At 59.7% G+C, this 15,052-nt stretch carries 12 protein-coding genes; 8 read left to right on the forward strand and 4 right to left on the reverse strand.

Annotated elements, in window-relative coordinates; genetic code table 11:
* Positions 1 to 9 precede the first annotated feature (9 nt).
* Positions 10 to 1,305, reverse strand: a complete 1,296-nt coding sequence (gene glyA, locus J7416_RS01400; protein ID WP_209222367.1) for a serine hydroxymethyltransferase — start codon at positions 1,303 to 1,305, stop codon at positions 10 to 12.
* 168 nt (positions 1,306 to 1,473) lie between these two features.
* On the opposite strand from glyA, the gene J7416_RS01405 reads away from it, so the two are divergent.
* The gene (locus tag J7416_RS01405) at positions 1,474 to 2,235 is read left to right on the forward strand and encodes an NAD kinase (RefSeq protein ID WP_209222369.1); all 762 of its coding nucleotides are present in this window, start codon (positions 1,474 to 1,476) and stop codon (positions 2,233 to 2,235) included.
* Between the two features lie 259 nt (positions 2,236 to 2,494).
* On the opposite strand, the gene J7416_RS01410 is transcribed toward J7416_RS01405, so the two are convergent.
* The 3 genes from J7416_RS01410 to J7416_RS01420 form a co-directional block, all read right to left on the reverse strand.
* Positions 2,495 to 3,928, reverse strand: a complete 1,434-nt coding sequence (locus J7416_RS01410) for an amidase family protein (protein ID WP_209222371.1) — start codon at positions 3,926 to 3,928, stop codon at positions 2,495 to 2,497.
* Positions 3,929 to 4,022: 94 nt separating this feature from the next.
* Positions 4,023 to 5,912: a propionate-CoA ligase PrpE gene (gene prpE, locus J7416_RS01415; protein ID WP_209222373.1), complete on the reverse strand. Its 1,890-nt coding sequence runs from the start codon at positions 5,910 to 5,912 to the stop codon at positions 4,023 to 4,025.
* 275 nt (positions 5,913 to 6,187) lie between these two features.
* A complete protein-coding gene (locus tag J7416_RS01420; protein WP_209222375.1) occupies positions 6,188 to 8,461 on the reverse strand; it encodes an NADP-dependent malic enzyme in 2,274 nt (757 codons plus the stop codon).
* 185 nt (positions 8,462 to 8,646) lie between these two features.
* On the opposite strand from J7416_RS01420, the gene J7416_RS01425 reads away from it, so the two are divergent.
* The 7 genes from J7416_RS01425 to upp all read left to right on the forward strand — a co-directional run bounded on the left by J7416_RS01425 (position 8,647) and on the right by upp (position 15,047).
* Entirely contained in the window at positions 8,647 to 9,351 is a 705-nt protein-coding gene (locus tag J7416_RS01425) for a hypothetical protein (protein WP_209222377.1), read from the forward strand.
* Complete coding sequence (locus tag J7416_RS01430; protein WP_209222379.1) at positions 9,314 to 10,417, forward strand: cupin domain-containing protein; 1,104 nt, start codon at positions 9,314 to 9,316, stop codon at positions 10,415 to 10,417. Before J7416_RS01425 ends, J7416_RS01430 begins: the two co-directional genes overlap by 38 nt.
* A 105-nt stretch (positions 10,418 to 10,522) precedes the next feature.
* The gene (locus tag J7416_RS01435) at positions 10,523 to 10,915 is read left to right on the forward strand and encodes a cytidine deaminase (RefSeq protein ID WP_209222381.1); all 393 of its coding nucleotides are present in this window, start codon (positions 10,523 to 10,525) and stop codon (positions 10,913 to 10,915) included.
* A gap of 4 nt (positions 10,916 to 10,919) precedes the next feature.
* A complete protein-coding gene (locus tag J7416_RS01440; protein WP_209222383.1) occupies positions 10,920 to 12,227 on the forward strand; it encodes a thymidine phosphorylase in 1,308 nt (435 codons plus the stop codon).
* Entirely contained in the window at positions 12,224 to 13,435 is a 1,212-nt protein-coding gene (locus J7416_RS01445; RefSeq protein WP_209222385.1) for a phosphopentomutase, read from the forward strand. The genes J7416_RS01440 and J7416_RS01445 overlap by 4 nt, the downstream gene beginning before the upstream one ends.
* The gene (locus J7416_RS01450) at positions 13,432 to 14,418 is read left to right on the forward strand and encodes an adenosine deaminase (protein WP_209222387.1); all 987 of its coding nucleotides are present in this window, start codon (positions 13,432 to 13,434) and stop codon (positions 14,416 to 14,418) included. Before J7416_RS01445 ends, J7416_RS01450 begins: the two co-directional genes overlap by 4 nt.
* Positions 14,415 to 15,047 carry a uracil phosphoribosyltransferase gene (upp, locus tag J7416_RS01455; RefSeq protein WP_209222389.1) on the forward strand — a complete coding sequence of 211 codons (633 nt, stop codon included), beginning with the start codon at positions 14,415 to 14,417 and terminating at the stop codon, positions 15,045 to 15,047. Before J7416_RS01450 ends, upp begins: the two co-directional genes overlap by 4 nt.
* Positions 15,048 to 15,052 lie beyond the last annotated feature (5 nt).

The following is a 15,052-nucleotide window of genomic DNA, read 5'->3' on the forward strand; positions in this document are numbered from 1 at the left end:
CTGTAGGATTTACAGGTTCGGGTAGATCGGGAATTTGGCGCAAAGGTCCGCGACCTCGGCCTTGACCTTGGCTTCAACTGCGTCGTTGCCCTCTTCGCCATTGGCTGCCAGACCATCGACAACCTCGATGATCCAGTCTGCGATCTGACGGAACTCGATCTCGCCAAAGCCGCGCGTGGTGCCGGCGGGTGAACCCAGACGGATGCCGCTGGTGATGGTCGGCTTTTCGGGGTCAAACGGCACACCGTTCTTGTTGCAGGTGATATGCGCGCGGCCCAGGGCCTTTTCGGTCGCGTTGCCTTTGACGCCTTTTGGGCGCAGGTCGACCAGAACAACATGCGTGTCAGTGCCGTGGGTGACCGTGTCCAGACCGCCCTTGATCAGCTGATCCGACAGTGCCTGCGCGTTGGTCACGACCTGCTGAATATAGTTCTTGAACTCGGGGCGCAGAGCTTCGCCAAAAGCGACGGCCTTGGCCGCGATCACGTGCATCAACGGGCCGCCCTGAATGCCGGGGAAGATGGCCGAGTTCACTTTCTTGGCGATATCTTCATCGTTGGTCAGGATCATGCCGCCACGCGGACCGCGCAGGGTCTTGTGCGTGGTGGTGGTCGCCACATGCGCATGCGGGAAGGGGCTGGGGTGCTCACCAGCAGCGACCAGACCGGCAAAATGCGCCATGTCCACGTGCAGGTAGGCACCGACCATGTCGGCGATTTCACGCATGCGGGCAAAGTCGATCTGGCGCGGGATGGCCGAGCCACCGGCGATGATCAGCTTGGGCTGGTGCTCTTTCGCCAGTGCCTCGACCTGATCATAGTCCAGCATGTTGTCTTCTTTGCGTACGCCGTACTGCACCGCGTTGAACCACTTGCCCGACTGGTTTGGGCGTGCACCGTGGGTCAGGTGACCACCGGCATCCAGACTCATGCCCAGAATAGTGTCGCCGGGTTTGATCAGCGCCTGGAACACGCCCTGGTTGGCTTGAGAGCCGGAGTTCGGCTGCACGTTGGCGAACCCGCAGCCAAACAGCTCTTTGGCGCGGTCGATGGCCAGGTTTTCAGCGATATCAACAAATTGACACCCACCATAGTAACGACGACCAGGATACCCTTCGGCGTATTTGTTGGTCATCACCGAACCCTGCGCTTCCATCACGGCGGCAGAGACAATGTTCTCGGATGCGATCAGCTCGATCTCGTCGCGCTGACGGCCCAGCTCGGATGTGATCGAGCCGAACAGCTCGGGGTCACGGTCGGCGAGGGACTGGGTGAAAAATCCGGTATCACGGAGATTGGCGTTCATGGGCGCTCCACATGGCTGTGTCAAAATCTTGCGGATTTCCTATCGGAAACTGTACAGGTGCAAAAGCTTTAAAGCGACGATTTGGCCAGCAGTGGCGTCAAGTCTGGCCTATCGGGGAAAGGTATGATTGTTTCGGAACCAAATGTGCAAGACCGGAAACCGTAACAAATGATCCAGAGAATCGCTTTCCTCGCCAGCGACGTCAAAGTGGCGCAAACCGCCCGCGACGTTCTGGTAGAACGCTATGGCAACGCCGCGCCGCGGGATGCAGATGTGGTGGTGGCGCTGGGCGGTGATGGCTTCATGCTGCATACCCTGCACAATATGCAGCACCTGGACACGCCGGTTTACGGCATGAACCGTGGCACAATCGGCTTTCTTATGAACGAGTTTCATGAAACCGACCTGATGGCGCGCCTGGATGCGGCTGAAGAAGAGGTCATCAACCCGCTGGCCATGCGCGCGATGGATCAGTCAGGTAAGATGCACGAGGCCCTCGCGATCAACGAGGTGTCGCTGCTGCGGGCCGGTCCGCAGGCCGCTCGGCTAAAGATCAGCGTTGATGGCCGGGTGCGGATGGACGAGCTGGTTTGCGATGGTGCGCTGCTGTCCACGCCCGCGGGATCGACGGCGTACAACTATTCGGCACATGGCCCGATTTTGCCGATTGGCTCTGACGTTCTGGCCCTGACAGCCATCGCCGCATTCCGACCGCGCCGGTGGCGAGGCGCGCTTTTGCCCAAGATCGCCAAAGTCCGGTTCGATGTACTGGACGCTGACAAGCGCCCGGTCATGGCCGATGCGGATTCGGTGTCTTTCCCAGACATCGACTGGGTCGAGATCCGGTCCGAACCCTCGATCCAGCATCGCATTCTGTTTGACCCGGGGCATGGGTTAGAAGAACGCCTTATTTCCGAGCAATTCACCTAAAATATGGGATTTACGAAATTTTTAGAGCTTGTGTGAACTGGTTCACATGAGGTTCATTAACATTCCGCTAATCTTGAATTGCCCGGAGATCACGTCACGGTGGGAGTGAGTGGCCACCAAACGACGTTTTCGAACGATTGCGCAGTTTTCGCGCTGGCGAGGGTAGGTGGTGCTACGCTCGTTAAAGATATCCGGGCATATTTTAGCAAGCGGACCCCGGGCACAATAACCCGGGGTCTATTTTCGTTCAGGGCCGTTTTTAGGCGCCCATCTTCTCCCACAATGGCAGGCACATTTGGCCGACGCGCGACTCGATCGCGGCGGCGGCATCCACGGCCATGTCTTCACGCCAGCGGCGGGCCGCGATCTGAACATTGATCGGTTGCGGCCCATTGGGCAACTCGGCCAGTCGGGCAGGTACACACGCGGCGGGAAGGCCAAGGAAGTTCATCGAATAGGAATAGACCGCACAGCCCAGAACCTCGTGCACGCCTTCTGCGCCTTCGGTGTCTCGGTCCGGTTTAAAAAACGGTTGGGGCAGGAAGGGTGAAAGGACCAAGGGGTAGTCTTCCATGAAAATTGACCATTCGCGGGCATAATGGGTGCGCTTGGCCAACATGCGGACCAGTTCGGTTTCCACGATGGGCGGGAATTCCTGAAAGTAGACCTCGAATATTTCGCGGATGGTCTCTGACCCCGCCGCCTCGATGTCGCCTCGTAGCAGTGTCAGAACTTCGCCCATCAGGGCGCGATAGCCGGACCGCCCGCACTCGAATACGTCAGGCGGGTCGATCTCTTCGACCAGATACCCGGCGTCGACCAGCGCGTCGCGGGTCGTGTCCAACGCCTTGTCGACCTCGGGGTGCAGGGCGTAGCCAAAGGTGTTCTTGGTGAAGGCGACTTTGATTGGGCCGTCCATGACCTCACCGCGCCAAGGCATAGCAACGTGGAACGGGTCGCGCGGGTCCGGGGCGATCAGGCTGGGCATGGACAGATGCAGGTCGGCTGCGGAGCGGGTGATCAACCCCTGCACCGACATGGATTGCGCCAGAATTCCACGCTCGGCCTGCTGGCTGGGGTTCCATGCTGGCACGCGGCCCAATCCGGGTTTGACCGTGACCGCGCCATTGGCCGCTGCAGGAAACCGCAGGCTGCCGCCAATATCGTTGCCATGGGCCAGCGCGCCGATCCCGGCCATCACCGCCGCACCGGCCCCACCCGAAGATCCGCCGGGCGAGATATGCCGCCCCCAAGGATTATGGGTGCGTCCATGCAGCGGGTTGTCCGTATCAGCGCGGAACGAGAATTCGGGCGTGTTGGTCCGCCCGATCACGATAGCCCCAGCGTTTTGCAAATTGCGCACCACAGGGGAATCGTCCGGAGCGATCACATTCTTCAGCGCGACCACACCGTTCGAGGTTGCGTGCCCCTTTTGATCAACGTTGATCTTGATGGTGACCGGGACACCGTGCAGCGGCCCTGCCGGTGCGCCACCCGCCACGGCCGTATCCAGACCACGTGCGCGGCTCAGGGCCTCTGTGCTCAGGTCTTCGACGACCGCATTCAGCGCAGGGTTGGCCTGTTGCATCCGGTCAATGGCGCTCTGAGTGACTTCTTCGGCGCTCAGTTCACCACTGCGGGTCAAGGCGGCCAGGTCGGTGGCGTTCAGACGCCAGATGTCGGTTTGTGTCATGGGCCCTCACTGTCTTGGGATGACAGTAGGGGGCCTGTTTCAGGTTGCAAGCGAAAGACAGACGACGGGCGACGATCCGTCGCCCAGGTGCCTGTTATTGCGCGTAACCAATGGTTTTCAGCGCATCCGTGATCTCGTCCAGGATGGCCGGATCATCGATGGTTGCGGGCATCTTGTAGTCTTTACTGTCCGCAATCGACACCATGGTGCCACGCAGGATCTTGCCCGAACGTGTCTTGGGCAAACGGTCCACCACCACAGCCAGTTTGAATGCGGCAACCGGCCCGATCTTTTCGCGGACCAGCTTGACCACGTCCTGTACGACCTCGCCATGATCGCGGTCACAGCCTGCGTTCAGGCACAAAAAGCCAACCGGCATCTGACCTTTCAACTGATCGGTCACGCCGATCACGGCACACTCGGCGACGTCAGGATGGGCGGCCAGAACTTCTTCCATCCCGCCGGTGGACAGACGATGGCCCGCGACGTTGATTACGTCATCGGTGCGCGCCATGATGTAAAGGTATCCGTCCTCGTCCACCATGCCCGCGTCTCCGGTCTCATAGTAACCGGGGAAATGGTTGAGGTACGAGCTTTTGAACCGCTCTTCTGCATTCCACAACGTTGGCAGAGTTCCTGGGGGCAGGGGCAGTTTGACTGCAATCGCACCCAGTTCACCCGGTTTCATGGGATGACCGCCCTCGTCCAAGATCTGCACGTCATAGCCCGGCATTGGCATTGCCGGAGAGCCCAGCTTGACCGGTAGCTCCTCAATCCCCAACGGGTTGCCCGCAATGGTCCAGCCGGTCTCGGTCTGCCACCAGTGGTCGATCACAGGGACCTTCAGGGCATCCTGTGCCCATTCGATCGTGTCAGGGTCAGCGCGTTCACCGGCCAGATACAGGGCGCGCAAACTGGACAGGTCGTATTTCGCCAGCATCTCACCCTTGGGATCTTCGCGTTTGACGGCCCGAATAGCTGTTGGCGCAGTGAAGAAGCTTTTTACTTTGTGCTCGGAAATCACCCGCCAGAAGGTGCCTGCATCGGGCGTGCCAACGGGTTTGCCCTCGAACACAATCGTTGTGTTGCCGTGGATCAGGGGGGCGTAGCAAATATAGGAATGCCCAACGACCCACCCCACGTCAGAGGCCGCCCAGAACACATCGCCCGGATCAACGTCATAGATGTTCTTCATCGTCCAGTTCAGCGCGACCAGATGACCAGCAGTTGGGCGGACAACACCTTTCGGCGCACCGGTCGTGCCCGAGGTGTAAAGGATGTACGCCGGATGATTGCCTTCGACCGGCACGCATTCCGCCGGTTCAACACCGTACTGAAAGCCATGCCAGTTATGGTCGCGGCCTTCGACCAGTTGCGCCACTTCCTGTTCGCGCTGGAAGATGACGCAGAATTCGGGCTTGTGGCTGGCCATGTCGATGGCCCCGTCCAGCAGCGGTTTGTAATGCACCACGCGGCCCGGCTCCATCCCGCAGGAGGCGGCGATGATGGCTTTGGGTTTGGCGTCGTCGATCCGAACGGCCAACTCGTTGCTGGCAAAGCCGCCGAATACGACCGAGTGAACGGCCCCGAGGCGCGCGCAGGCGAGCATCGCCTCAAGCGCTTCGGGGATCATGGGCATGTAGATGATGACGCGATCGCCTTTTTCGACACCCTTGGCCCGCAGCGCGCCGGCCAGGTTTGCGACGCGGTTGCGCAGCTCGACATATGAAATCTCGCGCTTGGTGTGTGTGATCGGGCTGTCATAGATGATGGCTGTTTGTTCGCCACGACCGTTTTCAACATGCCGGTCCACCGCGTTCCAGCAGGTGTTTACCTTGGCATCGCTGAACCATTCGTAAAGCGGTGCGTTGTCGTCGAACAGAGCCTTGGTCGGTGGTTGAACCCAATCAATCTCTTGTGCGGCTTTCATCCAGAATGCCTCTGGGTCTGATTTCCAGCTTGCGTAAACGTCCTGATAAGCCACGGTGACCTCCTCCAAAAACTCCTTGGTGGATGTGTTATGTGGCCAGAGGTCACCGCACAAGCGACCGGGCTGACGGAGCGTCACTTTATCGCAAAATATTTGCAGGAAACCGCTGATTCACCTGCAAATTTTTGCAAACCACCAAGATTTTGCTTTGTTTTTGCGATTGTATTCGAGGTTTTGCAAAGTTGAATAATTTCGCGTGCAAACTGAACGTCCGCGTTTGAATCAAACAGGGCGCCGCTTTGGCGCCCTGTATAGTGGGTATTGTTTAATCAACCGTAGTGGGCGACGGGCGTGCCCGCGATAGCCGCCATATTCAGCAATCCGCGCGCCGTGATCGAAGGCGTAACGATGTGCGCTTTGTTACCCATGCCCATCAGGATCGGGCCGACCTCGAGGCCGTCAGCCTTCATCTTGAGGATGTTGCGCACGCCGCTAGCCGCGTCCGCGTGGGCAAAGATCAGGACGTTGGCCGACCCCTGCAAGCGCGAATTCGGGAAGATGCGCGAGCGCAGCTCGGGGTCCAGAGCCAGGTCCAGGTTCATCTCACCCTCATAGGTGAAATCGCGCGGCTTGGAGTCCAGTATTTCCATCGCGGCCCGCAAGCGTTTGCCTGACCCTTCGGCCTGATTGCCGAATTGTGATTGCGAGCAAAAGGCGATCTTGGGCTCGATCCCGAAACGTCTCACATGGCGCGCAGCGCCCAGTGTCGACTCGGCCAATTCCTCGGGGGTGGGAAGCTGCCGCACATGGGTGTCAGCAATGAACAGCGGCCCATCTTCGAGAATCATAAGGGACAGCGCACCGTGTGGTCGCAGATCGCCGTCGTCCAGAACCTGTTCGACGTAGTTCAGGTGCCAGCGGTATTCGCCAAACGTACCGCAGATCATGCTGTCTGCCTCGCCACGATGGACCATAATAGCCGCGATGGCGGTGTTGTTCGTGCGCATGATGGCTTTGGCCAAATCCGGCGTGACACCACGGCGCTGCATGATCTGGTGGTAAGAGTTCCAATAGTCATAATACCGCGGGTCATCCTGCGGGTTGACGATCTGGTAGTCTTTGCCCGGACGAACTGTCAGGCCAAGCCGTTCGCAACGCGCATTGATCACCTCGGGGCGGCCGATCAGGATAGGCGTCTCGGTCGTTTCCTCGAGAATAGCCTGAGCCGCGCGCAAAACCCGCTCATCCTCGCCTTCGGCAAAAACGATCCGGCGCGAGGCAGCTGCGGCGGCTTCGAAAACCGGGCGCATCAGAAGGGCAGACTTGAACACGGTCTGGTTCAAGCGCTCTTTATAGGCATCAATGTCCTTGATCGGGCGCTTGGCGACACCGCTCTCCATCGCAGCTTTGGCTACGGATGAGGACACCACGCCGACAAGGCGCGGATCAAACGGCTTGGGGATCAGATAGTCCGGGCCAAAGGTCAGCTGTTCGCCTTTATAGGCCGCCGCGGCCTCAGCGCTGGTCGTCGCACGGGCCATCTCGGCGATGCCGTCGACACAGGCGATTTGCATCTCGTCATTGATTTCGGTCGCACCCACGTCCAGCGCACCCCGGAAGATAAAGGGGAAACACAGGACGTTGTTGACCTGATTGGGAAAGTCGCTGCGCCCGGTGGCGATAATCGCATCCGGTGCGACCTCGCGGGCTGCCTGCGGCAGAATTTCCGGCGTCGGGTTGGCCAGTGCAAAGATGATCGGGCGCTTGGCCATCTTCTGAACCATCTCGGGCTTCAGGACGTTGGGCCCGCTAAGGCCCAGAAACAGGTCCGCATCACCGATGACGTCAGCCAATGTGCGCAGATCCGATTTCTGAGCAAACTGATCCTTGTGCGGGTTCATGTCTTCTTCCCGGCCTTCGTAAACAAGCCCGTGAATGTCGCACAGCCAGATATTCTCGCGCTTGACGCCCAGCTTGACCAGCATCATCAGGCAGGCGATCCCCGCCGCGCCACCGCCGGTGGAAACAACCTTGATGTCCTCGAACTTTTTGCCTGCAACGTGCAGCGCGTTTTTGGCAGCAGCGCCGACCACGATCGCTGTACCATGCTGATCGTCGTGAAAGACGGGGATGTTCATGCGCTCGCGGCACAGCTTTTCCACGATAAAACAGTCGGGTGCCTTGATGTCTTCAAGGTTGATCGCTCCGAAAGTCGGTTCCAGCGCGCAAACGATATCGGCCAGCTTTTCGGGGTCGGGTTGGTCTACTTCGATGTCAAAGCAGTCGATCCCGGCGAATTTCTTGAACAGGACGGCCTTGCCCTCCATCACCGGTTTCGACGCCAGCGCGCCGATGTTGCCCAGTCCCAGAACAGCCGTTCCGTTTGAAACCACCGCCACCAGATTTCCGCGCGCCGTATAAAGCTCGGCGTTGGAGGGGTCTGCTTTAATTTCCAGGCTGGCCTCGGCCACACCGGGGGAATAGGCACGCGCCAGGTCGCGGCCGTTCGCCATGGGTTTCGTTGCCTTGATCTCAAGCTTACCGGGTTTTGGATGTGCGTGATATTCAAGTGCTGCCTGCCGCAGGCTGGGTGTATCAGACATCGGCGATCTAGCTCCTTCGGAAATTTGATTGAGTGCTAAACTATTTCTTCCGCTTTGGCTACGTTACGTCATTTTGCAACAGTTCTGTAAATCCTGAGGCGGTTCAGGTTGAATTCTGTCACATAGATTTTACGTTCGGGCATCTTTGGAACAAACCCAAGACCGTCGAGCAGCGAACGCTACACATGAGCTACAAAGATGAATTCCAGGCTGGGATCGCCTTTCCGGCTGGCCAGACTGCGCTGACGGCCGAGCGCGTCGTCTACGCAAGTGTGCTGGCTATCGCGATTCTTGTTCTTACCGCCGTCAGTATCTGGCCGGTGCAGGCCCTTGCGTTGAACCAAGAGGGTGGATTGTTCGAGACCATGTCAGCCGCGGCGCTTTTTGTTGCGGGCCTTGCCGCGCTCTGGCGGTATCCCGGTCTGAGCCGCCTGTATATCGGTCTGGTTTGTCTGCTGTTGGCGGAACGAGAGCTTGAGGCCGAAATCTATTCGGTTGGTAGCCTTCCATATTGGGCGTTGAACAGCCTCGATACGGTTTTGGATATGACACTGATCAGGGTCGCCCTGGGTGTCATCGTGATCGGTGGCGTGGTTCGGCATGGCGCTCCAAGCGCTTGGCAGGCAATAAAACAACGTGCTCCGTTCTTTGCTGTTTTCGTCCTGGCCGGCATTCTGGCAGTCGTTGCTCAGGTGCTCGAAGAAGTCTCGGGGATCTACAGCGCTGATTTGACGGCCCTTATGAGAGTTCGTTTTTTTGTTCTGGAAGAAACGCTTGAGATGTTCTTTTCGATTGGCATTTTGGCCTCTGTTCTGATCGGATGGCCAAAACCCGCCAGCGAAGAGACTCTGTATGACCTCAACCCCAAGCATCGACCAGACGCGCGCTGAAATCCGCCTGCCAACCAGCGAGCTGCGCGACGACATCCCGTTTTTCACAAAAACGCTCGGTATGCGGATGGACATGATCTATCCCGCCGACGACCCACGGGTGGCCGTGTTTTCCGGCCACGGGTTGCGCCTGCGGGTAGAAAAGGACGCGCCCGAGGCACCGGGGACCATCCGCATTCTAACGGATGATCCGGACGGGTTCGCCAATGGCGAACGCAGCCTGATCGCGCCAAATGGTACGCGGATTGAGATTGACGAGCTGAACCCGCCTATGGAGATGCCTGAAACAGTGCATTCCTTTGTGGTTCGCAGGCTCAAGGATCAGGCGCCTTGGATCATCGGGCGGGCGGGGATGCACTACCGCGATCTGGTGCCGGACCGGCTGGGCGGGTCTATCATCGCCAGCCACATCCGCATTCCTGACGGCGGCCCGGTGCCGGATATGGTCCATTTCCACAAAGTCGGGTTTCAGCTGATCTTCTGCATTCATGGCTGGGTGGATGTTGTCTACGAGGATCAGGGTGAAAAGATGCGCCTGACCGCCGGAGATTGCTTTATCCAACCGCCCGAAATCCGCCATCGGGTGCTTGAGGCATCCGACAATGTGCAGGTCATCGAAATCGGCGTTCCCGCAGAGCATGTCACTGAGATTGACCACGAGATGGAGTTGCCCACTCCGCATTTCCGCCCGGACCGCGAATGGCAGGGCCAGCGGTTCGTCTATAACCAAGCCGAAGGGGCCACGTGGGAATCTTTCCGGCTACCGGGTTATGTTTGCCGGGACACGACAATTGCCGAAAACACCAAGGGCGTCGCAGGCGTGCAGGTCGTGCGCAAGGGGCAGGGCGATCCGGTTTGGGCGGCGCATGACACGGATATTCACTTTACCTTCGTGATGGAGGGCGAGGTGACGCTGGAAGGGGAAGGCCGCGAACCATATCGCTTGGAGCAAGGCGATGCGTTTGTGATCCCGCCTGGTATGCGCACCAGGCTGTCCGACCCGTCCGATAATGTAGAATTGCTCGAGGTTACCTTGCCGGGGGTATTCAATACCACACTGGATTAAGTCAGTCTTGGTTCAGGAATCTTGTGTCCCGGGGGTTCAACTCCCCGGCAAGTTTCATTTAGGGTATGTTTTTCTGACCAGTTGATCAAAAAACGGGGAATCGCCATGACTTTGAAAGATGCAGCGCTGTCTGTCCGCGAAAAAGCCTATGCGCCGTATTCAAACTTTAAAGTTGGCGCGGCAATTCGGTCGAAATCCGGCCAAGTCTTTGCGGGCTGCAACGTTGAAAATGTAGCTTACCCCGAGGGCACTTGCGCCGAGGCAGGTGCTATCGCGGCAATGGTCGCAGCCGGCGAATTGGAACTGTCCGAGGTTTATGTGGTTGCTTCCAGTCCGCAACCTGTACCGCCCTGCGGGGGATGCAGACAAAAACTGGCAGAGTTCGGCAAACGGGACGTTAAGGTGACACTGGCAACCGTAGATGGGGCCGAGTTCGAAACCACGATCGGAGACCTGCTGCCGGGCGCGTTCGACGCCTCGCATATGGAGGACGTGTGACCTCATGGACGCCCGTTCGATCATTGCAAAACTGCGCCGCGGGCAGGTCCCGACCGGCGAAGAGTTAAACTGGTTCGCGCAAGGACTGGCCGATGGCGGCGTCAGTGACGCGCAGGCGGGGGCGTTCGCCATGGCCGTCTGTATGGGCGGGCTGGGCGCTCAGGGGCGCGCCGATCTGACAATCGCCATGCGTGACAGCGGCGATGTGCTGAGTTGGGATTTCGATGGTCCGGTAATCGACAAACACTCGACCGGAGGAGTGGGGGACAGCGTTTCTCTGGTTCTGGCCCCTGCGTTGGCCGAGTTGGGGGCATATGTGCCCATGATCTCGGGCCGTGGTCTGGGTCACACGGGCGGTACGTTAGACAAGCTTGAGGCGATCCCCGGCGTCAGCACGCAGATCGGGCAGGAGCGCCTGACGCAAATTTTGCACGACACCGGCGCAGCGATCGTTGGGGCGACGGGGCAGATCGCCCCCGCGGACAAGCGGCTTTACGCGATCCGCGACGTGACTGCCACTGTGGAAAGCCTGGATCTGATCACCGCCTCGATCCTCTCAAAGAAGCTGGCCGCCAGCCCCGAGGCTTTGGTGCTGGACGTCAAGGTCGGCTCTGGTGCGTTTATGAAAACGCTGGAAGATGCGCGCAAACTGGCGCGCGCCCTGTCGGAAACCGCGAATGCGGCGGGATGCCGAACCTCGGCGGTGATCACCGATATGCACCAACCTTTGGCCCCCGCGCTGGGCAACGCGCTGGAAGTCGCCGAGGTGATGAAGGTTCTGACGCAAGATCCATATGCTCCGCTGGCTGAAATCTCGGCCGAGTTGGGTGGCGTGTTGTTGGCCGATGCCGGGATGTTCAAAACCGCTGATGAGGGCCGCGACAAGATCACGGACGTTATCCGCGACGGGCGCGCAGCTGAGCGGTTCGGGCGCATGATGGCCGCTGTTGGCGCCCCGTTGCAGTTTGTTGAAAACTGGTCGCGTTACCTGCCCGAAGCCAGTGTAATTCTTGAGGTCCCGGCCCCGGCAAACGGATACGTCACCGCAATAGATGGTGAGGCGCTGGGTCTGACCGTTGTGGCACTGGGCGGTGGGCGGCAGGTCGAAGATGACGTGATCGACCCGGCGGTCGGTTTGTCTGACATCGTCCGGCTGAGCGACAAGGTCGACAAGGGCGCGCCCCTGGCCGTGATCCACGCCGCGCGCGAGGACGCTGCCAAACAGGCCGCCGAGGCTGTTGTGGCTGCGATCACCCTCGGTGACGATGCCTCGACAGGGCCCGCGCTGATCCACGAAAGGATCACACCGTGACCCGCGCGTTTCTGGTGGTGATGGACTCGGTCGGCATCGGCGGCGCGCCGGATGCGGACAGCTTCTTCAATGGCGAGACGCCTGACAGCGGCGCAAACACGCTGGCGCATATCGCGCAGGCTTGCGCCGAAGGCCGGGCAGAAGAGGGGCGATCAGGCCCGTTGTATCTGCCAAACCTTGATACGCTGGGGCTGGGGGCCGCGACGCGGTTGGCCTCGGGGGACGAAACGCCCGGGCTGGCGGCTGACCCAACCGGCCTCTGGGGATGCGCGCGCGAGCATTCGCCCGGTAAGGACACACCTTCGGGCCACTGGGAACTGGCCGGGGTGCCGGTGCCGTGGGACTGGCACTATTTCCCCGATACCAAGCCATCTTTCCCTGCGGATCTCAGCAGCGCGGCTGCCGAAGCAGCGGGCACAGACGGCATTCTGGGCGATTGCCACGCCTCTGGCACGGCCATCATCGCCGAACTGGGCGCCGAGCATATGCGGACTGGCTGGCCCATCTGTTATACGTCTGCTGACAGCGTGTTCCAGATCGCCGCGCATGAGGAGAGCTTTGGCCTCGACCGCCTGCTGGCTGTGTGCAAGGCGCTGGCCTCGCGTTTGCACGAGATGAAAGTAGGCCGGGTCATCGCGAGACCCTTTGTCGGCTCGCCCGAGCAGGGGTTCACCCGCACCACCAACCGCAAAGACTTTGCCATTTTGCCGCCAGCGCCGGTTCTGACCAACTGGGCACAGGATGCCGGGCGTCGGGTATATGCGGTCGGCAAGATCGGAGACATCTTCTCGATGCAGGGGATCGACACGCTGCGCAAAGGCTCGGATCCCGAGTTGATGGGGCATCTGTCCGATCTGGTGGACGAGGCGGAAGAGGGCAGCCTGACCTTCGCTAATTTCGTCGAATTCGACAGCCTGTATGGGCACCGCCGCGACATCAGCGGCTATGCCCGCGCGCTCGAATGGTTTGACCATGAGATTGGACTGATCCTGAAAAAGATGCGTCCGGGCGATCTGATGCTGCTGACTGCCGATCATGGCAACGACCCCAGCTGGATCGGCACTGACCACACACGCGAACAGGTGCCGGTTTTGATTGCCGGGCAGGGCAGAGGCCAGATCGGTGTCGTCGATTTTGCCGATGTCGCCGCCAGCATCGCGCACCACCTGAACATTCCGGCACAAGGACCGGGGAAGAGCTTTCTATGACTGTCGCAGACCTGCCAAAAATCGAACTGCACCTGCACCATGAAGGTGCAGCGCCGCCCGCATTCATCCGCCAGCTTGCGCATGAAAAGCGCATTGATCTGAGCGGTATCTTCAAGCCGGACGGAAGCTATGACTTCCGCGATTTCGCCCATTTCCTCAGCGTGTATGAGGCCGCCTGCGAAGTGCTCAAGTCACCTGAGGATTTCCGCCGTCTGACCCTGGCCATCCTCGAAGAAAGCGCTGCAAACGGCGTGGTGTACTCGGAAACCTTCCTAAGCCCGGATTTCTGTGGCGGGGGTGATCTTGCGGCGTGGCGGGACTATCTGAACGCAATTCAGGACGCGGCAGATGAGGCAGAGCGCAAGTTCGACATTACCATGCGCGGGGTAGTCACATGTGTGCGCCATTTTGGGCCGGAGAAAGCCAAGCTAAGCGCCCATTGCGCGGCTGAAACGGCTGGCGATTGGATCACCGGGTTCGGAATGGGCGGAAATGAGGGCGTAGGCGCGCAGGGCGATTACAAATGGGCCTTTGATTGCGCGCATGAAGCTGGCTTGCGCCTGACCACCCATGCTGGTGAATTCGGCGGCCCGGAAAGCGTGCGCGATGCGGTGCGTGATCTGGGCGTGGAGCGTGTGGGCCACGGTGTCCGCGCGATTGAAGATCCTGACCTGATCCGCGAGTTGGTTGACCGGGAAGTCACGCTTGAGGTCTGCCCCGGCTCGAACGTGGTGCTGGGGCTCTTCCCCGATTTTGGCGCACACCCGATTGCCCGGTTGCGCGATCACGGCGTGAAGGTCACGGTTTCTACCGATGATCCGCCTTTTTTCCATACCACCATGCGGCGCGAATATGAGATGCTGAACCAGGCCTTTGGCTGGGAGGCCGAAGACTTTGCAGCCCTGAATGATACGGCCCTGAGCGCGGCCTTTTGTGATGAAGACACCCGCGCGCGGGTCAAGAAAAGACTGGAGAGAACATGAGCGAACACCTGACCGTCGTTGACCACCCGCTGGTGCAGCACAAACTGACGCTCATGCGGGACAAGGGCACCTCGACCGCTGAGTTCCGTCAGCTGCTGCGCGAGATCACGCTGCTGCTGGCCTACGAAGTCACGCGCGAGTTGAAGCTGACGACCCGCCATATCGAAACCCCGATGGAAGAGATGGACGCCCCTATTTTGGCCGGTAAGAAGCTGGCGCTTGTGTCCATCCTGCGCGCAGGCAATGGGATGTTGGACGGCGTGCTGGAACTGGTGCCGTCGGCCCGTGTGGGCTTTGTCGGTCTCTACCGGGACGAAGAAACCTTGCAGCCGGTCCAATACTACTTCAAAGCGCCCGAGGGCCTGAAAGACCGACTGGTTATCGCGGTTGACCCGATGCTGGCCACAGGCAACAGCTCGGCCGCGGCGATTGATCTCCTGAAAGAGGCCGGTGCGACAGACATCCGTTTCCTCTGCCTGCTGGCCGCACCCGAAGGCGTTGCCCGCATGAAAGAGGCGCACCCGGATGTGCATATCGTAACGGCGTCGCTGGATCGTGAGCTGAACTCGAAAGGCTATATCATGCCGGGGTTGGGTGACGCAGGCGACCGGATGTTCGGCACCAAGTAAGCGGC

It is taken from the genome of Ruegeria sp. R14_0 (assembly GCF_017743975.1).
Lineage (GTDB): Bacteria > Pseudomonadota > Alphaproteobacteria > Rhodobacterales > Rhodobacteraceae > Ruegeria.